The organism is Vibrio sp. Vb0349 (genome assembly GCF_033338975.1).
Genome location: NZ_JAWOTS010000008.1, coordinates 15,040 through 36,506, shown reverse-complemented (window position 1 = coordinate 36,506; position 21,467 = coordinate 15,040). Strand labels below are relative to the sequence as shown.

15 protein-coding genes and 2 pseudogenes are annotated in these 21,467 nt (G+C 45.5%); 5 read left to right on the top strand and 12 right to left on the bottom strand.

All coding sequences use genetic code 11. From position 1 onward, the window contains the following. Positions 1–13 precede the first annotated feature (13 nt). From R7Q47_RS11450 to R7Q47_RS11440, 3 genes are read left to right on the top strand one after another with little or no spacing between them, the layout of a single operon-like run. Positions 14–1,618: a carboxyl transferase domain-containing protein gene (locus tag R7Q47_RS11450; protein WP_213962392.1), complete on the top strand. Its 1,605-nt coding sequence runs from the start codon at positions 14–16 to the stop codon at positions 1,616–1,618. Positions 1,619–1,647: 29 nt separating this feature from the next. After that, positions 1,648–2,487, top strand: a complete 840-nt coding sequence (locus tag R7Q47_RS11445) for an enoyl-CoA hydratase-related protein (RefSeq protein WP_171344096.1) — start codon at positions 1,648–1,650, stop codon at positions 2,485–2,487. Next, complete coding sequence (locus R7Q47_RS11440; RefSeq protein WP_318088997.1) at positions 2,487–3,395, top strand: hydroxymethylglutaryl-CoA lyase; 909 nt, start codon at positions 2,487–2,489, stop codon at positions 3,393–3,395. The genes R7Q47_RS11445 and R7Q47_RS11440 overlap by 1 nt, the downstream gene beginning before the upstream one ends. Before the next feature lie 46 nt (positions 3,396–3,441). On the opposite strand, the gene R7Q47_RS11435 is transcribed toward R7Q47_RS11440, so the two are convergent. The 4 genes from R7Q47_RS11435 to R7Q47_RS11420 form a co-directional block, all read right to left on the bottom strand. Next, entirely contained in the window at positions 3,442–4,320 is an 879-nt protein-coding gene (locus R7Q47_RS11435; protein ID WP_005375761.1) for a DMT family transporter, read from the bottom strand. A gap of 215 nt (positions 4,321–4,535) precedes the next feature. Then, positions 4,536–7,583, bottom strand: a complete 3,048-nt coding sequence (locus R7Q47_RS11430) for an FAD-binding and (Fe-S)-binding domain-containing protein (protein ID WP_154203917.1) — start codon at positions 7,581–7,583, stop codon at positions 4,536–4,538. Positions 7,584–7,638: 55 nt separating this feature from the next. Beyond that, complete coding sequence (locus tag R7Q47_RS11425) at positions 7,639–8,508, bottom strand: amidohydrolase family protein (protein WP_137282542.1); 870 nt, start codon at positions 8,506–8,508, stop codon at positions 7,639–7,641. Between the two features lie 58 nt (positions 8,509–8,566). Further along, positions 8,567–9,460, bottom strand: coding sequence for an alpha/beta hydrolase (locus tag R7Q47_RS11420; protein ID WP_137282541.1), 894 nt, complete (start codon positions 9,458–9,460; stop codon positions 8,567–8,569). 154 nt (positions 9,461–9,614) lie between these two features. Between R7Q47_RS11420 and R7Q47_RS11415 the strand changes: the two genes are divergently transcribed. Next, positions 9,615–10,571, top strand: a complete 957-nt coding sequence (locus tag R7Q47_RS11415; RefSeq protein ID WP_154203918.1) for a GlxA family transcriptional regulator — start codon at positions 9,615–9,617, stop codon at positions 10,569–10,571. Positions 10,572–10,607: 36 nt separating this feature from the next. Here the strand turns inward: R7Q47_RS11415 and R7Q47_RS11410 are convergent, their stop codons facing one another. The 8 genes and pseudogenes from R7Q47_RS11410 to R7Q47_RS26895 form a co-directional block, all read right to left on the bottom strand. Continuing rightward, a complete protein-coding gene (locus R7Q47_RS11410) occupies positions 10,608–11,954 on the bottom strand; it encodes an MmgE/PrpD family protein (protein WP_137282539.1) in 1,347 nt (448 codons plus the stop codon). Between the two features lie 17 nt (positions 11,955–11,971). Then, positions 11,972–12,808 (bottom strand): nitrilase-related carbon-nitrogen hydrolase, encoded by an 837-nt coding sequence (locus tag R7Q47_RS11405; RefSeq protein ID WP_137282538.1) that lies wholly within the window; start codon positions 12,806–12,808, stop codon positions 11,972–11,974. A 4-nt stretch (positions 12,809–12,812) separates the two neighbouring features. After that, positions 12,813–13,694 (bottom strand): glycine betaine ABC transporter substrate-binding protein, encoded by an 882-nt coding sequence (locus tag R7Q47_RS11400; protein WP_137282537.1) that lies wholly within the window; start codon positions 13,692–13,694, stop codon positions 12,813–12,815. Between the two features lie 35 nt (positions 13,695–13,729). Beyond that, positions 13,730–14,464 carry an ABC transporter permease gene (locus R7Q47_RS11395; RefSeq protein WP_006742426.1) on the bottom strand — a complete coding sequence of 245 codons (735 nt, stop codon included), beginning with the start codon at positions 14,462–14,464 and terminating at the stop codon, positions 13,730–13,732. After that, positions 14,461–15,630 (bottom strand): ABC transporter ATP-binding protein, encoded by a 1,170-nt coding sequence (locus tag R7Q47_RS11390; protein WP_137282536.1) that lies wholly within the window; start codon positions 15,628–15,630, stop codon positions 14,461–14,463. The genes R7Q47_RS11395 and R7Q47_RS11390 overlap by 4 nt, the downstream gene beginning before the upstream one ends. Positions 15,631–15,654: 24 nt before the next feature. Further along, the gene (locus R7Q47_RS11385; protein WP_017635730.1) at positions 15,655–16,257 is read right to left on the bottom strand and encodes an ABC transporter permease; all 603 of its coding nucleotides are present in this window, start codon (positions 16,255–16,257) and stop codon (positions 15,655–15,657) included. A 287-nt stretch (positions 16,258–16,544) separates the two neighbouring features. After that, positions 16,545–16,898 (bottom strand): annotated as a pseudogene (locus R7Q47_RS26900) (methyl-accepting chemotaxis protein); the annotation flags it as partial. Positions 16,899–17,078: 180 nt separating this feature from the next. Continuing rightward, positions 17,079–17,765, bottom strand: a pseudogene (locus R7Q47_RS26895) (PAS domain-containing protein); the annotation flags it as partial. An 807-nt stretch (positions 17,766–18,572) separates the two neighbouring features. Between R7Q47_RS26895 and R7Q47_RS11375 the strand changes: the two are divergent. Next, positions 18,573–21,338, top strand: coding sequence for an AAA family ATPase (locus tag R7Q47_RS11375; RefSeq protein ID WP_140064760.1), 2,766 nt, complete (start codon positions 18,573–18,575; stop codon positions 21,336–21,338). The last annotated feature ends 129 nt before the right edge of the window (positions 21,339–21,467 follow it).

The following is a 21,467-nucleotide window of genomic DNA, read 5'->3' as shown; positions in this document are numbered from 1 at the left end:
CAAGGAAGTCATTATGGCCATTATCAAAAGTAAAACTAAGCCAACTGACGAGTTATTTCTTTCCAATAAAGCCGTGATGGAAACGTTGGTCACTCAACTTAATCAACACATCGAGACCATCAAACAGGGCGGCGGTGAAAAAGCCATTGAGCACCAGAGGCAAAAAGGAAAACTCCCCGCACGAGAACGCATCGCGCGCTTGCTTGATGACAACACTGACTTTCTTGAAATCAGCCAGTTTGCCGCCTGGCAAGTGTATGACGAAGCGATCCCCTGCGCTGGTGTTATCGCCGGCATTGGTATCATAGAGGGGATTCAATGCATGGTCATCGCCAACGATGCTTCGGTAAAAGGCGGAACCTACTACCCACTCACGGTAAAAAAACACCTTAGAGCGCAAGAGATTGCCCAACGTTGCCAACTCCCCTGCGTGTACTTGGTGGACTCCGGTGGCGCAAATCTCCCTCATCAGTCCGACGTCTTCCCCGATAAAGAACACTTTGGTCGCATTTTCTTTAACCAAGCGAGAATGTCGGCGAAAGGCATCCCCCAAGTTGCTGTTGTGATGGGGCTTTGCACTGCTGGGGGCGCGTACGTTCCTGCCATGGCGGATGTGTCCATTATGGTTAAAGAGCAAGGCACCATTTTTTTGGCGGGGCCACCTTTGGTGAAAGCGGCCACTGGCGAAGTCGTGACGGGTGAAGAGCTCGGCGGTGCAGACGTGCATTGTCGAAAATCTGGTGTCGCAGATTATTACGCTGAAAATGATGAACATGCCCTAATGCTTGCGAGAGAAGCCATTGCCAATGCCAATAGAACAAGACCTGTTAAGCCAGAAAACACCGTGCTTCCTCCCCGCTACGACGCAGAAGAAATCTACGGAATCGTGAATGCCAACTTACGACTGTCATTCGACGTTCGAGAAATTATTGCCCGCATCGTCGATGATTCTGATTTCGACGAATTCAAATCCTTGTACGGCAGAACGCTAGTGTGTGGCTTCGCTCGTATTCAAGGACACTTGATTGGTATTGTGGCAAACAACGGTATCTTGTTTTCTGAATCGGCACAAAAAGGCGCGCACTTTATTGAGCTGTGCGCCAAACGGAAAACACCGCTTCTTTTTCTCCAAAACATTACCGGCTTTATGGTCGGAAAAAAGGTTGAAGAAGAAGGCATCGCAAAACATGGCGCCAAGCTAGTGATGGCCGTCGCTTGTGCTGACGTGCCGAAGTTTACCGTGATCATCGGTGGATCGTACGGCGCTGGTAATTACGGCATGTGCGGCCGAGCGTATGATCCAACCATGATGTGGATGTGGCCGAACGCGCGTATTTCTGTGATGGGCGGAGAACAAGCAGCAGGCGTTTTAACACAAGTTCGAAAAGACGCGAAGGAACGTCAGGGGGAAGCGTGGTCAGAGCAAGAAGAGCACATTTTTAGAGAATCGATCATAGACTTGTATGAAACACAAGGACATCCCTATTTTGCGAGTGCTCGGCTATGGGATGACGGAATTATTGACCCTAAAAAAACGCGTCAGGTGTTGAGTCAAGCGTTAACGGCAGCATTAAATGCCCCCATTCCTGATAGCGAGTTTGGCGTCTTCAGAATGTAAACATCCAAAGAAGAATTAAGGAAGTTAGTATGCAGGAAATGCAACCAAGCATTATTCCCAACGCCCAAAGGCAAGATGATGTTCTTTGGCATGTCGATGATAATGGCGTAGCGACCATTACCCTAAACAGAACAGCTAAACACAATGCTTTTGACGCTTGTACGATCGACTTGCTGATCCACCGCCTAGATTATCTCGCTTTACGAACGGATGTGCGGTGCTTGGTATTAAGAAGTAACGGCAAGCACTTTTCATCCGGGGCCGATTTGAATTGGATGCAGTCGATGGCCGACAGCACGAGGCAAGATAACTTCATTGATGCCCAAAACTTGGCAAGACTCATGGAAACATTAGATTCGTTCCCTCAACCCACCATCGCAGTTGTTCAAGGTTCCGCTTATGGTGGTGCTTTAGGGTTGATTTGTTGTAGTGATATCGCCATCGCAAGCCAAAGTGCCAACTTTTGCTTAAGTGAAGTTAAGCTTGGTTTAGTTCCAGCGACCATTGCGCCTTACGTCATGCGCGCGATGGGGAATAGACAAGCTAGACGCTATATCTTAAGTGGTGAAGTCATTTCAGCCGAAGATGCCGAACGGTTTGGTATTGTGCACGAAGTGAAAGAAGCCAAACAGCTTGAAAATGCGGTCGATAGCGTAATCAAGACGTTGCTACTTAATAGCCCAGATGCGATGCGTAAAGCGAAAACGCTCTGCCATCAATGTCATCAAAACCCCATCGATCAACAACTGATTCACTATACTAGCAAGCTCATTGCGGACATTAGAGTATCACCCCAAGGTCAAGATGGGCTGCAAGCGTTTCTTGAAAAACGTAGCCCAAGTTGGGTCACCAAGTCACAGGACAAGTAATGCTACCTTCCAAAGTAAAGATTGTCGAAGTAGGTCCTAGAGATGGGTTGCAAAATGAATCTCCTGTTGCGACCCAGACTAAAATCCGGCTGATCAACTTACTCTCTGATACTGGGTTAACGCATATTGAGGCGGGCTCTTTTGTCTCACCCAAATGGGTGCCACAAATGGCGGACTCAACAGAGGTGATGAAAGCAATAACACGGCGAAATCATGTTACCTACTCTGCCCTGACTCCAAACCTAAAAGGCTTAGAACAAGCGTTGGAGGCTGACGCCAATCAGGTCGCAATTTTCACTTCATCATCAGAAGGATTCTGCCAACACAATATCAATTGCTCGATTGCAGAAAGTTTAACTCGCTTCGAGCCTGTAATGCGATTAGCCACCAAACACAGCATCCCTGTTCGAGGTTATCTATCCTGCGTTGCAGATTGCCCTTACGACGGTCCAACAGCCCCTAAACAGGTGGCGAGCGTGACCAAATCGCTCATCGATTTAGGATGCTATGAAGTATCCCTAGGCGATACAATCGGCACAGGCACGCCAAGTCGAATTGCTGCTATGCTGGAAGCCGTCATGTTGGTTGCACCTCTTCCCCAGCTTGCTGTCCATTTCCACGACACATGGGGACAAGCTCTCACCAACATTTATCAGGCACTGAGTATGGGCATCAATACCATCGACAGTAGTGTAGCTGGGCTGGGTGGATGCCCATACGCTCATGGCGCATCAGGAAATGTCGCAACGGAGGATGTACTATATTTATGCCAAGGGTTAGGAATAGAAACGGGGATCGACTTAGATCTACTGGCTAAAGCTGGCTGGATGATCAGCGAAGAGCTGGGTCGGCAGCCTACATCAAAAGTGTCATTAGCATTGCGTAACCGCGTATTATCACTTTCGTAGAAGGCCATCCGGCACCTCAAATTCTCCCAACCCAAGTTAATTTGCTCTACTTTCGAGTAGGGAAGCGAAACCGCCCGCCAGTACGATAAATAATTAGAGAAAATAAGATAAGCACACAACCTACTAGTTTATTTGCCGTTAGCACTTCGCCATACCACAGCACGCTCAGAATAACCGTCCAAACTGGTTCTAATATCATAATTAGAGCAGCGTTACCTGCCTGAACAAATTTTTGCCCCATGGTTTGCATTACGTAACGCAAGCTCGTCGCTAATAAGGTACTCAACGCAAACCACCACCAAATAGAGGAGTCTACCTCTGCCGGGAAAGATTCCATAAAAAATGAAACCAACAAACCTAAACAACCTGCTGAAAAAAGTTGCACGCAAGTAAGCAGCAGCACAGGTAGTTTTTGAGAGTATTTGCTGTTCACATTAAAATGAAGCGCCAAAACCAGTGCTGCACCAAGAAACCACAATTGACTGGCCGATTGTTTCCAGCCACCAACTAAAGAAAGACAAGCAAGACCTAATACAGCGATAGGCAAAGAAAGCCAGAAAATTCGTTGTGGTCGTTGACGAAACATAACCCATGCAACAATCGGCACAAACAGCATGGAAAGGCTCATGATAAATGCGCCTTCCCCGAGAGTATCACTGATAGAAATAGCGTAAATCCATGTCATAACGGCACTGCCTAACAGGAGCCCGACACCACCAGCAGAAAGCACATCTTTTAAGTTTGCTTTCAGCAAAGGTCGGTAACATAGAGGCAGTAAGCAGAGCGAAGCGATAGTAAATCGCGCCCCAATAAAGCCAAAAGGTGGTAAACCCTGTATTGTTTCCTTAGAGAATATCCAGCCAAGTGCCGCGATCATCGTCGTCGCAACCAGAATAACCGTCGCTTTGCGTTCTGAGTTAAACATAAGTACTCACAAAATATGGAACACACAATAGCGCAGCAAGAGAGTTTTACTGCGCTATTGTGTAAATTTGAAAGGGGTTTGTGTCGAGCGAAAAAGTGAAAGCCCGATCCTCTCCTGTATTGTTGTCACGCAGATTGAAGTTCTGCTGCTAGATACATTAAATGCAGGCAAAGTCTTAAGGCAAGCCTTTTCGCATACTAAATTACTTTAGCATTCTATACAGCAAGCAAACTGGCTAAAACCTGTACCGGGTGTCGAACGACCTCCCCTTCAAAACGCTTAACTTGACTGCGGCAGGAGTACCCCGTGGCTAACACACGCTCAGTGGGCAGGTTCTTTATATTCGGTTTCCAACTAAGCTGATATATAGCTTCAGACGTACTTTTCTTATCCACTTCATGTCCGAATGTCCCAGCCATGCCACAACATCCCGTAGGTATGACTTGCAGATTTAAGCCAAAGTGCTGAAAAATAGACTGCCAAGATTTCTCAGTCTCCGGTATTTTGGTCTTTTCTGTGCAATGCGCCATCAAATACCAAGGCTCTTCATCTGATGCGCGTACAGCTGGCCATTCGTTGAGTGTATCCACCAGCCATTCATGAGCCGTATAAACTGTAAATTCGCCTCGCTTCTCTTTTAGAACCTGATGGTATTCATCACGATAACAAAGCACTAAGGCTGCATCGATACCGATCATAGGAATTTCAACCTCAGCAACTTGTTTGAGAAAATCCGAGGTGTTTTGTGCATTTCTGGCGAATGCCTTAAGGAAACCTTTTACATGTTGAGCTTTCCCATTGGGTTTGAAAGGCAGAACAACAGGGTGTTTCCCTAACCGCTGCAATAACTGAATAAAGTCCGCAACCAACTCGGCTTCATAAAAGCTGGTAAATGGATCTTGAACAATCAAGACGTAATTTTGCTTCACTTCTGGGGAAAGCGATTCTAGATACACAAAGTCAAACGGGCTCACTCCAAGTGCCTGACATCGACTTTGCAACGTAGGGATCGATAGCACTGGCGAATCAATAAAACCGATGGATGTCTCTAATACTTGCGTAACAGGCCTACTAGATGCAATTTGATTAACCAGCTTGGGAGCTTTTGCCATAATCGGCAGCAGTTGCTCAATATTCGACACCAGATAGTCGCGCAGAGGTCTGCGATAACGAGAGTGATAGAGGTTTAAAAAACGTGCTCTAAAATCAGGCACATCAACTTTCACAGGACACTGACTCGCACACGCTTTGCACGCTAGACAACCGTTCATCACCTCATAAACTTCATGCGATAAATCATCAGATGCGGGGCGAGATATCAGTTGACTCAGCTTCTGAGCCAAAAGCTTAACCGATAACGTTTGATTGAGAAGTTGCTGTTCGTTGGCGAGCAAATCGAAGTCACTGTCATTAAGGCGACGCAGCCATTCACGCATTATCCCCGCCCTCCCTTTCGGAGAGTGGCGACGATCGGCTGTCACTTTAAATGATGGACACATTGGGCTATCAGCATCGTAATTAAAACACAGCCCATTGCCATTGCAAGACAGTACGGGCTTAAGCGACTCTCGGACTTCTACGGGGATCTGACGATCATAGTAGCCACGCTTGGTCGCTGTGACTTTTACCATTTCAGCGTCGCTATTCAGTGGTGTGCAAATCTTCCCCGGATTCATTTTATTGTCGGGGTCAAACGCCGCTTTAATACGCCTTAATTCAGTAAAGAGCTCATCACCAAAGAAGGCTGGTCCATATTCTGAGCGATATCCTTTACCGTGTTCTCCCCACATTAAGCCATTGTATTTTGCCACCAGCGCGACCACATCGTCAGACAGTTGATGCATCAACGCTTCTTGCTCGGGGTCACACATATCGAGCGCAGGACGCACGTGAAGGACGCCAGCATCCACGTGCCCAAACATGCCATAATGCAGGTTATTGTCGTCCAGCAACGTACGAAATTCCTCGATAAAGTCCGCTAAATTTTCAGGCGGCACACAGGTATCTTCCGCGAATGCAATCGGCTTTGCCTGACCTTTGGTCGCGCCAAGCAGCCCAACCGCTTTCTTGCGCATGCCATAAATGGCCTGGATGTCTTTGGGGTCGCGACAGACTTGATAGCCGATGATACCACTGCGTCGATGAACGATTTCTTTATCAAGAATTAAAAGTAAGCGTTCAACTTTATCCTCAATATCATCGCTTTGACTGCCTGTGAACTCGACAAAGTTAATCCCTTGCATCTGTTTGCCCTGCACGTCTGAGATCGCGTGTTTTACCGAGTGCCAGACAATGTCTTCTCTTGCAAGATTGAGTACCTTTGCATCAACTGTCTCAACCGATAGCGCCTCTGCTTCGACCATCAAGGGCGCATTTCGTAGCGCAGAGTCAAAACTATCGTATTTTACGTTCACTAATAGTCGAGTGGTAGGTATTCGCGTAAGATTGAGCTTGGCTTCAGTGATAAAAGCTAACGTACCTTCAGAGCCACATAATATTCTCGTGACGTCAAACTCTTCACTCTTGTCGTTGATGGCGTTTTTTAGGTCATAACCAGTAAGAAATCGATTCAGAGGAGGAAACTTATCCAGAATCTGTTGACGCTTGTCTCGACAAACTTCCTCCGTAATTTTTAACGCTCGCGATACTACATCACTGTTAAACCATTTGTTTTGTTGAATTGCTTCGGTATCGAGAACCGAACCATCCGCCAATACGGCTTTGAGCGCCAACACATGATCCGAGGTTTTACCATATTGCAAAGAGCCTTGGCCTGATGCATCAGTATTAATCATCCCACCTAATGTTGCGCGGTTGCTGGTCGACAGATCTGGCGAGAAGAAATAACCATAAGGGCGAACGATGTCGTTGAGTTGATCTTTGACTATCCCAGCTTCCACTCTCACCCAACCTTCCTGCTCGTTGATCTCTAACACTCGATTCATATAGCGAGACAGATCAACCACGATCCCCGAGTTCAATGATTGTCCGTTGGTGCCCGTTCCGCCTCCTCTGGGCGAAAAGGTCAGGTGCTTAAATTCATCACGAGCACTGACCTTGCCAAGTATTACCACATCATGATGGTTGGCAGGAAAGACGACCGACAACGGAAGTTGCTGGTAGACGCTATTGTCAGTCGCCATACTCAATCGAGTGGTATAGCGAGCATCAGTATCCCCCTTGAAACCAAGCTGTTTAAGGGTGTTAAAGAACTTGATAACCACAGGATCAGAGGAAAGCTGTAGCGGAAGTGCAGGAAGCATAATTTGAATCAGTGCCTTACGGTTGTCTTTTTAGGTTCATAACATGAATGTGGAGTTAAAAGCGGTAGAGGCGCTTGGGGTTATCGACCAGAATCTTGCTAAACACTGTCGTATCTTGCGTCCAGTGCCACAAGGTATCTAATAGCTGGCCATCATTTGGCATCTCAGCAGCAAAACATGGATGAGGCCAATCCGAGCCCCAGACGCATTGCTCTTCATTCGCTTCTAACAAAGCTTGAGCAAACGAAGAAACGTCATCATAAGGCGGAGATTGAAGCGACAAACGATACGGTGCCGACAATTTTGTCCACACTTTCCCTTCGGCCTTAAGCTTCAATAAGGTTTGAAAACCAGGATGAGAAATCAGCTTGTTTGTTGGCATATGTCCAAGATGGTCAATCACTACGGGCACGGGTAAAGCCCTTAATCGCTGATATAAGTCATCAAACTGCGAAACATCAATTAAGCATTGAAGGTGCCAGTATCGCTCTGCAAGGCGAGCCGCTAAACGTTCAACATCACGCCACTCAATACCACCTTTAAACAGCAAATTCATCCGTACACCACAAAATCCCGCTTCTTGTAGCTCATCAAGCGTTTGCTCGGACACATCCGCATCCACGACCGCGACGCCTTTGTAGTCGTAACCTTGCTGGCGTAAATACCGTAATGTATCAAGATGCAACTGGTTGTCATTGCCATACACACTCGGCTGAACCAGCACGCCATGACGGATACCTAATTGCTGGTGCAAATGCAGGTACGCGCCGACGCTGGCATCGGGTGGCGTGTAGGTTCGCGTTTCACAGTACGGATAACGTGAAGAAAAAACGTGGGCATGACAATCAACCGCGCCTTCAGGAATCGCGATTGTTGGTTTATTTACAAATGGGTCAGCCGCTTCACAAAATGGAATTATGCTCATCGAAAATCATCCTGTCAGAAAGATAGAGGTGCCATCAGTGAAAGCACCTCTTGAAGACTTAACTGAAGTTCTCACTCAACCAGTTCGCGATCACGCCAGAGAACTGAATAAACTTAGGATCGTCGTCCAACATCCACTCGGTGTGACCACCTTCAGGCAGTAAGAATAGAGATTTCGGCCCAGGGTATTTCGCGTACAGCGACTTTGCTTCGGTCACTGGGTGAAGGTCGTTTTCTGCACCGTGCGCAATTAAGATTGGCGCGTCTGCAAATCGCTCGTCCAGTAGAGCTTCCGGTTTGAAATTGATGAGAGAATCCGCAAAATCCAGATCAGATGTCACGCCGTAGCCCGGCGCTTTGACCAGTTCAGTGAATACATATTCGCGGCTTACTGGATCAAGCGGGTAGATTTCAAATGGATCAATCCCCTGCTTTTCTCCACCAAGAGCAAGACGTGTACGCTCTTCTAACATAAATTGACGGAACGCTTTCCAACCGTGCTCACCACGTTGAGCAACCTGAACACGTACCGCATCATAAAAGCCGTTCATGGAGATAAGGCCATCAATCGCATCTTGGCAAACGCGGTAAGCATCAAGAATTAATCCCCCCGCCATGCCCCAGCCAGCCAGTACGACTTTGCGGCCTTCCTCGTCAGCGCGCATTTTCACAACCGCAACCGCGTTGGCGATGTCGCGTACTTGTTCATCCAAAATAACTCGCTCACGAATACCCTCAGATTCGCCAAAGCCACGGTAGTCAAATCCGAATACTGTAAAGCCCTTCGCAGTTAAGGCTCTCGCGTAACGCTCTGGGTGAATATTTTTTTGCCCAGTAAAGCCTGAGCAGACAATAACGATCGGTAAGTCTGGGTTGTTAACGTTCTCGTCAGTAAAGAAAGCGCCATCAAGGCGTAGACCATCACTAATTACTGGGGCTTTTTGTTCAATCATAATTATCTCGTCCAAATGAATGTGTATGCTCGACAAAGAACTCCTTGTCTTAAGTCACATCATGTTCGAATTTTGATAGCAATAATTTAACAATTGCGACATTCTTATCCAGAAATACGACATAGATGAACTGCCCACTTGGTGACCACAGAGAATGAAAACGACACACACGTATCGCATTGGTTTTTTCCTTATTCCTGATTTTTCGATGCTCTCTTTTTCGGCGGTTATCGAACCTCTTCGAATGACCAACCGCCTCGCTGGTTGCGATTTGTATCAGTGGGATATTTATGGATTCGAAGATAAAGAAGTGTCGGCCAGTAATGGCGTTTCATTCTCGCCAACACAGTCAGTCAACAACATTGCTCATTTAGACTTGCTTCTAGTTGTGGCAGGTATTGGCGCCCATGTTGCTGCTGCGAGTGGCTCGGTGAATCAGTGGTTAAAGCAAGCGCTTCGTCAAGGCATCGCCGTGGGCTCGACTTCGACAGGCAGCGTATTGTTAGCAAAAGCTGGCCTGTTAAAAAACAAAACGTGTACCGTGCATTGGGAGTCCGCCAACAGTCTGGCAGAGGAGTTTCCAAACATTAACGTGACCAGTGAGTTGTACGAATTCGACCCACGCACACCAACTTGTTCGGGCGGCTTAGCCGGTTTGGATATGATGCTTCATTTAATTACAAACCAACATGGGAGTGACTTGGCGAATCAAGTGGCTGAGCAATGCATTCACCCTGCGATTCGACCCGCGCATGATAAACAGAGGATGTCGTTAATCCGTAAGCACAACATCCGCCACCCGCGCCTGCTCGACGCGGTAGAAATCATGGAAGCCAACATGGAAGAGCCACTAAAGTGCTATGAAATTGGCGAGCAAGTAGGGTTATCGGTCAGGCAGATGGAAAGGTTATTTTGGCAATACTTGCAAGACAAACCAGGCAATTACTACCTTCAATTGCGCTTAGAACGCGCTCAACATTTGTTGTTGCAAACCATGCTGTCCATCACTCAAATCAGCACCGCTTGTGGGTTCAGTTCTACATCGTATTTTGCGCGCTGCTACAAAAAACGCTATGAAAAAACGCCGCGTGAAGAGCGACGTTTAGCTTAAGATTGAGTAAGAGAAAGGAGTTCGATCTCTTCGATCTCATCGTGATGTGTCAGACGGCTTATCGGACAACGTGCCTTGGTAAAGCAATGATAGCCAAGCAAGTACCTGCTCTTTACTGGCTTTATCAAGTTGCAAACAGCCCTCTTCTATCGCTGACACGCGCGAAGCGGGCAGTTCTTTCTCTGCCAAAGTACGAAACTTACCTCGCATCTCGCCTCGACTGAGCGGATTTTCAGGATTACCTCGCGCAATACAGGGAGGCGAAGTCAGTTTGTCGCCATTTTTCAACGTCACCACGACATGCGCCCAACGTTCGGCTGGAAACTTATCATTGTATGCAGGCTCTTCAATTAACTTCATCCGTTCCGTAAGTGCCAAGCGAGCAGGATCTTTCAGTCCTCTGGTGACGGCTTCTACCGTGACCGTATTATCTATAACCGCACTCGCGACTGAAAATGGCAAACTGTACTGAGCCTGCTCGGTTGTCTCAGGGCGCTTGGTATGCAGGCACACCGCCTGGTGAAAGCTGTGAACTTCGATAAGTTCAATCTCATCAGGTTCTAGTTTATTTTCTTGTTGCAGCGCTCTCACCGCTTCAACCGCGGGTTGAGCCCAACGACAAACCGGATACGGTTTAAAGTATTGTTCCAGGATATACCAGCGCTGCCCTAAATCTGCCCACAAAGCGTGAGTTTGTTGATCCAGCAGAGTCACGGCTGGCGCGCCAGTAAATCCTTCTTCTGCCAGCTCTGCACTGGCAAAGCCCGCCATTGCTCCCCAGCCAGAGCCGTCTTTGAGCATGGTTGGATGTTCAATACAACGCATCATTTGGCTGCGTGGACCATAGAACTCGGCAATGCCGAGCGCATGCTCTGTTTGTGCATCCGTTAAGTCTTTTCTTCTTGCAGACACCGCAGCGACGCCCAACGCATTCCAAGCACCAGAAGTATGATAATCACAAGCGGTTTGATGCAGCGCGATTCCGGCGCGAGTTGCTATTTCGTAGCCAATGACGAGGGACGTTAATAACTCTTCTCCCGTAACTGCTGACTCATGCATACTGGCGAGCAGCCCCGGCAAAACAGCGACGCCAACATGGCCTTTCGTCAGGACTTGGCCGTCGTGCGCGTCCATACTGTCAATCAACATGCCGCCATATAGAGTTGCCCCACAACCACTGGCCGTGTGATCAGAAAACAGCATCGGCGTATCACCGGCAAACTGCTTCTGCGCGAGTTTGGCTACCATGTTTTGCAGCTGCGTCGCTTTACCAGCTGCGGCGACACCCAACAAATCCAAGACGCAATATTTCGCTTGTTCAATAACGTCAGCGGGAAGCTGTTCAAAGGTTAATTCGTGAATAAATCGATGAATAGATTGCATCGTCTACTGCTCCAGTTTTAGCGTTTTGCCTTCGACAATAGTGTTGTGATCAATGGTGTATTGCTGTCTCGCATGGTAGGCAGCTCGAATCTGGCTTTATCAATATCGTCCAATGACAAGGTTGCAGTTATCAAGGTTTCACCGTCTTCTGCCTGCGCCAATAGCTCACCCGTTGCAGACAAAATACAGCTTCCTCCCCAAAACCACGCTTCGCCCTCTGGCCCGTAACGGTTGGCCATCAAAACTGGAGTTCCGTAGAGCACCGCATAAAATTTAACGTTAACTAACCAGTTGTCTTCATTGGAAAAATCTTTACTGACAATACTGCTGGCCGAATTGATCGGCGCGAGCAAGATTTCAGGCTTATCGAGTAGCGCGCAATGAACCAAAGGTGGATTCCATAAATCGGCACAAATTAAAACCGAGCCTCGCCAATTATCATCAAGAGAAACGCTGGTGGTTGCGTCACCAGAATGAAACCACTTGCCCTCTTCAAGCCCACCATAGGTTGGTAAATTGATTTTGCGATGCACAGCAACCACCGTACCACCGAGCAACCAAGCCATCGCGTTGTAGTATTCTCCCGGAGCGGCCTGTTCCACAAAGCCGACAATCACGGACATGTGCGGTGCAAGTTGCGCAAGCTCTTTAAGCCGAGCATCATCACGCTTCATGGCAACTTCACGCACAGAAGATTGGAGCTGGTATCCGGTCAAGGAGAGTTCAGGAAACAGTAATAGCTGCAACCCCAAGGCCGCAGCTTGCTTTATGTAATCCTGATGAGTATTCAGATTGGCATTCACATCGCCTAACTGGGCGTTGATTTGGGCCACACTGACTTGCAGGATAGTCATGGTATTACCCCAAGTTATGCTCAGATAGGAACTGGCTTGCGACTTCTGAGATCGAACGTCGCTCCACATCAACTTGTTGATTCAAAGTCGACATCGTATCGCCATCGATCGCCGCAGAAAGCGCGTTCATTTGCTCGGCAAGCTCTGGGTTCGCATCTAGCGTTTCTTGGCGAACCACAGGTGTGATCGCGTAATCAGGGAAAAACTGTTTGTCATCCGTTAAAACGGTAAAACCGAATGCTTTGATACGACCATCTGTTGCGAATACGAGCGCAGCATCGACTTCTTTCCCTTTCAGCGCATCATAAGTTAACCCCGTATCCATGCGTTTCACTTGGTCTCGTGAAGCTTTGAATTTGTAGGTTTTCTGTAAAGGTCGGAAGCCATCTTTTCGTGCATAGAATTCCGCATTCAAAGCAATGCTCATTGGCGGGTCTTGGCGCATTTGCTCGGCGAAGTCGGATAAGGTTGAGATGCCACGTTGCTTCGCATCGTCACTGCGCATAGCGAGCGCGTAGGTGTTGTTCGCTTTTGAAGGGTTAAGCCAAACTAGACCTTTCTTCGCATCGAGTTCCTTAACGCGTTGATACACTTGCTCGGCTGGGAGCTTGTCTTTGACTTTGTTGTAAATGATCAGTGATGTGCCCGTATATTCCCAATAAAGATCAATCTGGCCGTTTTCTTGCGCTTTACGCAAAACCGCACTGCCCATGCCCGAACGTTTATCAACGTCGTAGCCTTTTTTGGTTAAATATTGAGACGTGATTTCCGTTAAAAGCTGTTGTTCTGTAAAGTTTTTACCACCTACGACGATTTCCGCAGATGCGTGAAAACTTGAAAGCAGTACACCAACGGCCAGCAAGCGGCGAGTAATTTGCTTCAACATGTTTGACTCCTGTCTGTGTTCAATTTTTAGGATTGTTATTGTCTAGCTCTAATAGGGTTACAGCCTTTAGGTACAGTGACATAAGAAACGGCTCCTACCACACTGTCGATAGCGATAGCCAGCATCGCTGTAGGAATAGCGCCTGCCAGCATCATGATGGGTTCATCCAGATCAATACCGGTAAAAATGAGCTCCCCTAACCCACCGCCACCAATTAAGAAGGCCAGTGGAACGGTGCCCACGTTGACAGCTAACGCCGTGCGGATACCGGCAAAAATGACGAACAGCGCATTAGGAATTTCAACCTGAAACAACATTTGTAACTCGGTCATACCAATGCCTGACGCCGCTTCTTTTAAATGAGCGGGCACTTCTTTCAGTCCAATGTAGGTGTTTCTGACAATCGGCAACAACGAGGCAATCGTCAGCCCAAATACCGCAGGCACGGTGCCAATACCAAGAAAGCTCATTGCCAGCGCGAGAATGGCTAAAGTAGGAATCGTGGTCCCCACATTCAAAACCTGCATCGCCGATTCTGCGACTTTCTGAAAACGAGGACGGCTGAGCAATACGCCGACGGGAATCGCGATTAGGATCGCCAATCCACCAGACAGCAGCACCAGTTCAATATGCTGAACCGTCAAATAAACAATGTCTTCTTGGTAGTAAAGAAAATCATCGATCGTACCCGCGCCTTGTAAATAAATACCCAACGCAAAGACACACGCCAATAAAACGAAATAGTAGGTTTGTTTAAGCTGATTGGTCACGATGCCTCCTTAGCCTGATGCAATGGCTGCGGCTGCCTAGGAGAGGTATCGCGCTGATAAGTTGCACCGAGATAATGGGTAATGCCGCGCTGTGTGACTTCGCCCACTAAGCGGCCATTCTCGTCAACACACGGCATCCAAACAATGTCGTGCGTGAACATCTTCGATGCGACTTTACGCAGATCATCCGTGGTTCGGGCGATTGTTTTCAGGCCGACATAATGTTCGCCGCAGTACCCCTTCATATTGATTGCGGTAGCTTTTGGCACATAACCGATAGGTTGGTGTTGGTCATTCACTAATATCACGGCGTCGCGATACCCATACGCGTCAATTTTGGTTAGGGCGTCGGCAAGCGTATCGTTAGGTTTCACGTACGCAAAAGTGGTCTGCATGACGGATTCAGCCGTCACTAAGCGAAGACGTTTAAGTGCGCGATCATCTCCGACAAAGTTTTTCACGAAATCATCTTTCGGGTGTGCGAGCAAATCGTCAGGCGTATCGTACTGAACCAGGTGACCATCACGGAAAATCGCAATTCTATCGGCCATTTTGACCGCTTCATCAATGTCATGACTGACAAACATGATGGTCTTGTTGAGCTCTTGCTGCATTTTAAGGAACTCATCCTGGATTACTTCACGGTTGATCGGGTCAATCGCACCAAAAGGTTCATCCATCAGCATGACGGGAGGATCCGCAGCTAGCGCTCGAGCAACTCCAATTCGTTGCTGCTGTCCGCCAGACAGCTCATTTGGATAACGATTAAGAAAGACACTAGGATCAAGAGCAACCATCTCCAATAGCTCTTTTGCACGCGTCATGTACCTTGCCTTATCCCACCCTAATAACTTGGGAACCACCGCGATGTTTTCGCCGATCGTCATGTTGGGAAATAAGCCAATTTGCTGAATAACATAGCCGATGTTGCGGCGCAGAGTGACTGTATCCATCCCAGAAGTATCTTCACCGCCAAGATAGATCTTGCCCGATGTCGCGGGAATAATTCGGTTGACCATTTTCAGCGTTGTGGTTTTGCCACAACCGGACGGGCCAAGTAACACACAAATTTCACCACTGGGAACTTCCATCTCAATGTGATCTGCGGCAGTCACCGGGCCATTAGGCGTTTCAAAAATTTTGGTTAGCTTGTCAATTTTGATCATTTGAATGTCCCTATTATTTGTCCTTTATCGAGCAGCGGTTAGGCCCGGTGGCGTTAATCTTTTTTGTAGTCGAATCAATCCGTAATCCGCGATGATAGCCAGAAGGCTGACGGCGATGGCACCAACGATCAGTTGTCGAGGATCACTTTGCGAGATGCCACGGCTGATAAACACGCCCAGCCCACCGGCTCCGATATACGCGGCGATCGCCATAACGCCAATATTCATTACTACTGCCGTTCTCACACCCGCCATAATCACCGGAATCGCCAATGGAATTTCCACCATTTTCAAACGTTGAAAAGGCGTCATCCCGATACCGCGAGCTGCCTCTCGGAGTGACGGTTCTACGTTGTGAATGGCGGTATAAGTGTTGCGAATAATAGGCAGCTGAGAATAAAGCAGTACGGTAATCACGGCGGGCACGTAGCCAATCCCATGACCAATGGTCGATAAGAGAGGAATCATCAAACCAAACAATGCGATTGAAGGAATGGTGATAATGATGGACGCTACGTAAAGCACCACTTTCGCAGCGCGCTCATTTTGTGTGATAAGAATGCCGATAGGTACGCCAGTTAAGATGGCAAGCCCAACAGCCAGAGCAACCAAAGAGATGTGCTCCATGGTAAGCGTACCTAGCAGCGCTAAGTTATCTATGGTGAAATTTAGTAAGTCCAAGTAGGTCTCCCCCAACTGTGATTCGCAACCAAGTTAACAGGAGATTAAATTACGCTACTTTTTATTAACAGTGTTGTAAAATAGCGACACGTAAAGATAGAAATACGAAATATTAAGAAAGGAATGAACTGGCTTTCTCATCACCAAAAACACGCTTGATTGGCGATGAGTAGCACTAGTAAACAATTTGATTATATAGGAACTTAAAAGCCTGTGCTGGCATGAAGAACTGACTACAACGAGCGGTTAAATTGCTCCACGGCCTCTACAACACGGCTAGCGCCATCTTGTATTTCATTCATCACATTGCCTGCTTTTTCAGAGAGCTCTAGCGTATCTAGTGCTTCTTTTTGGCATTTAGCGATCAGCTTAACTGCGTTATCTGTTCGCTGTAGGTTTTCACTGACCATTGTGACAATTTCATCGGTGGTTGCATTGGTTCTTGTAGCAAGCTGTCTGACTTCATCAGCAACAACGGCAAAACCTCTACCATGCTCACCCGCACGAGCCGCTTCTATCGCCGCATTTAACGCCAATAAGTTAGTTTGGTCAGCGATACCACTGATGCTATTTACCAACTCGCTAATACGCGATGAGTGCGCTTTAAGCTCGTCAATCGCGGTGTTCGCTTGCTGCATTTGCTCGGAAAGTATCTGCATCTTTTCTAACGTTGAGCCTATAACCTCTTGCCCTTGCAGGGTTTGTGTTCCAGTTTCTTGGGAGATTTCGTTCGCCAATTGCGCAGCCTGGGCCATTTTCTGTTCCTGCATCACCTGCTGGGTAATATCTGTCGCGAACTTAACGACCTTGTAGAGCTCTCCTCTGTCGTTATGGATAGGGTTATATGAAGCCTCTAACCACACCTCTTCACCATAACGGTTAACTCGTTTGAATCGCTCTGATGAAAATTGCCCTTTTGCTAAACGTTGTCAAAACTCACGGTAAGCTTGAGAGCTCGACTCTTCCTGATCACAAAACATGCGATGATGCTTCCCTAGAATCTGATCAAGCGTATAACCCATTGTGTTTAGGAAATTATCGTTGGCTTTTAAAACATGGCCATCTAATGTGAACTCAATCACGGCCATAGAACGACTTAATGCATTTAGCATGTCCTCTTGCTCACGAGATGATTTGATCGTTCGCGTAAGTTCAGAAGCAAAAACAAAAAAGCTTTCTACTTCTCTGCGCTCATTTAAAACAGGCTGGATAATCGTTCTTAACCAGGCTTCCTCACCGTTACCTTTCTGTACTTGCAATGCCCCATTCCAGAATACTTTATCTTGGACGGCTTTCTTCATTCGATGAAAGTGGTCTGTATTGCGCGAATTTGACGGTACCAATTCAGTAATTGATTTCGTTAAGATCTCATCATCATTTAAGAAAAGTTCTTGCTGTAGCTTAGTATTTGCAGAAGTAATGATGCCTTTACTATCCAATGTTAAGCGGATCATCTCTTCATCTAAACTGGTTTGGATTTGCTGCAGGATTTGCAACTCCTGCTTTACTCGTTGATTTTCTTGTTGAAGCGACTTATTAAAAAACATAACTTTCTCTCATTTGACTAATCTTCGAACTAGTCAACGGTTTATTATTTGTATACCGAATAAACTGCAAGCGGCAAAATCGTTTGGTTGCATATTCAAACGCGATTTCTATTTCTTATCAAAGGACCCCGCAGGGAATACGGCGATTTTTTCTCCAGTGTAACCTAAGCGCAGTATACTGAAATTTCTTCAGCACCCAAGTTGTTTATATATTTATCAATATTAAAGCTCTTTATCGCCAATTTGAGGTTTGTATTTGTGGATATACTTATATGGGGAAGTGGTGTGTTCAGATCAATAAGCCTTTTCATTTAAAAAAAGGGCCTTGACTTAGTTCCAATAATTTTCGCCGTTTTACCGCTTTTCCACCCGACTTTTGAGCGATTACCCACTCATTATTCGCTTGCATTTCTATTAATAGCGCACGGAGCAACCAATAACAGCACACAGACCAACAAGCTTTTGGACAAAAGCTTGTCAGTGACTTTCCTAAATTAGACATTCATGGATAACTACAGATATGGAAAGCCGTTAACTACTCCGATTTGTTCATATCAAGGGGAAAGAAGCAGATCTCATTAAGTTCGCTTTTTTTCAAAACACTCTGACAACTACATAGATCAATCTAACGGTTTAAGAATAAAACTTTGGGTAACATGCAGTTACTATAAATGGTAGCATTCCTTTACAACCAGTTGCACAGGTGTACCTTTCATGAGTTATCATTTAAATAATTTTCTAAAAAGTCAGATTCTAGATGATGATGTCTCTTATCTATATCTATTGTCCCTCATTAAAAATCAAAAAGACAAGAAACTGACAAAAGTGATGTTTTCGGAGCTTGGTGACATAGATAAGATAAAGAGAAGAGTGAAAAAGAATGTAGAAAGGTACAGGCGAATTGTAGATCAAAATATGGCTTTAGCACGTGATGACTCCAATTTAGTCCTGACACCTTTGAAATCAATACAAGTCAAAAACTTTAGAGGGTTTTCTTCACTTAACGACAATGATGAAGGGACGTTAATCCCATTTAGCAAGGGTGTTAATGTCTTTTTTGCACCAAACGGTGGAGGCAAAACATCATTATGTGAAGCTATAGAATATAGCCTTACTAATAACGTAAAAGAAGCGAGTAGAAGAAATACACCATTAAAAAGCTACATAAAGAATGGTGGGGCACCAAGCATTAACTGCAAATTGGTTAATGGAACCGTCTCCCAATCCCCCTTTTGGAATAGCTGCTTTATTGATAGAAACAGACTACAAGAATTCTCACTATTGGGTTCGAAGGATACGAACGTCAGACAAGCGGATGTTCTGGCTACATTGTTTGAGCTTGAAGAAATTGACGACATTGTAAATGGAATGGTTAAGCCAGCTTCATTCAAAGCGGCTGAGTTTTTTAGAACGTCTGGTCAAGACAGTTATGAAGATGTGACCCAACAACTCGCTGAAAAAAGGCGCTTGAGAAAAACAAAGAACGACGAAATCCAAAAAGAGCAGCAGCTCTTAGCTGAACTATTTGGATTAGAAAGATATGAACATGCTCATATAGTAACAAGGAAGAATTACTTCGATAGGTTGAAAAAACACCTAATGCTAAGTACTCAGAAATTTGAAGTTACTAGTGAAGAAGTTCAGCTAAACTCCTTAGCTAAATATATCGAGTCAATCACTTGGTTAATTGATTTGTCAGCAAGTAGAAGAAAAGTCTTAGCAAACAACGCTAGTAAAGTTAACTACAAAGATTTGTATAAGGCTATGAAAAACTTCGGTGATATGTCCGAAATTGAAATCTGCCCAACTTGTGAAACGCCTATTAAAGAGGTTCGAAAACATCCACAAAAAGTAGTTGAAGACGAGCTACCAAAGCTAGCGTTTTTAGAGCAATTATCCATAACCTGCGAAAAGATAGAGCACCAATTAAAAGAACGAATAGCTGTTTCCGTCGCTTATATACAAACGTGCCTAGAGCTACACCGAGATACCCTAACGAAAGGCTTGGTTTCAGCTATCAACAATGTTTTATCGTCAGACACATCTAATCCAGCCGAGTATTTAAAACAGTTATCGGCACTATACGGGTTCTCAACTGAAATTGAAAAACTGAATGATGATATTAGAGCAAGAAACAAGAGAGTAGCAAATCAAGCTAAACGCCTCGAGTCTCTTAACGCTAAAATTCACGACATCGAGAAAAAACTCGATTCTGCTACAGTTTTTGAAACAAATATTGAGGCGAAATCTGAGCTATTACTGGAAACACAAAAAGAAATAATTCGTCTTTTTGAACAAAGTAAAATTCATGCGATTCAAATAGTGCTTGACGAGAAGTTTAACGACTTTGCAAAGCAGCTTGAAGATAGTTACAAGAAATTATTTTCAAAACTTAATGAGTACAAGCAAGGAATAGAGTCTACAAATATAAATGGAATAGAACTATCAACACTGAGCTATTACAACCAAATCAATAAGCATGACAACCCGAATGAACTAGTGTCGGAAGTCAAATTTCAGCAAAAAGGCGGAACATATAGAATTATTCTTAAGATGCAAGATGGTAGTGAAGATGACGCGTTTTGTGTGTTAAGTGAAGGACACCTCAGAGGGTTAGGACTTGCCTTACTCTTATCTGTAGCAAAGAAAAACAGTCATCCAGTGATTGTTTTCGATGATGTAATCAATGCAATTGATACTGAACATAGGTCAAATATTATAGATATGTTTAGTGATGATGTTTACCTAAAAACAGTTCAAAGAATAATTACAACGCATGACAGAATGTTCTGGGAGAAGATTTCGAACAGACATAAAAGAGCAACTGATGCGGACACATTTTCAAGTCAAATATTGAAATCGACACCAAAGGGGATAGTTATACAAAACTTCGGTGTGAATTACTCTCAAAAGGTTAAAGAAGCACTTGAGGTATACGACATTCGTCAAGCACTGGTCTACTCACGAATTTGGTTTGAGACTATGGTCAATGAGTATTGTGTTAGAAATCAAATCGAAATAACGACAACATTTTCTAGCAGACAACTCAAAAAAGACAATTGGTTGGAAATCAGCTTAGAGGAAACTTATCGCGAGTTTGCGAAATCATTGAACGGTAATGTCGGCACCTTTAACTACCTGAAAAACGATCTAATAAACTGGGGTGGTCAGAATCAAGAACATCACGCGTTTGATGAGTATAACTATAACTTTTCTCATGCAACAACTAGCTTAGAAGTTCAGACTATCTATGAGAAGTTATGGGTATTAGAGGCTCAGTTAAATCAAGAGCAAACTGTCGAGAAGTTGAATAGTGAAAAAGCAGAACATGAAAGAATCAGGGAACAAACTACCCGTCAATTAGCAAATCAAGGGTTTGTAGATAATGCTGATCAGAAGCTTGTTCAAAATTGCAGAGACCGCCTTGAGCGAGCTAATAGGGAGTTACTGTTGCTGAACAAGATCTTAGAACAAGTTTAGCTATAGACGAATGCTTGGTTGAATATCCCCCGTGATACATCACGGGGATTCAGCTAACAGGATTAGGGCAATGGATAACTTTTAGTAGGGCAAACACATACTGCCTCAGTCGTATAGAGTGCTCACTTT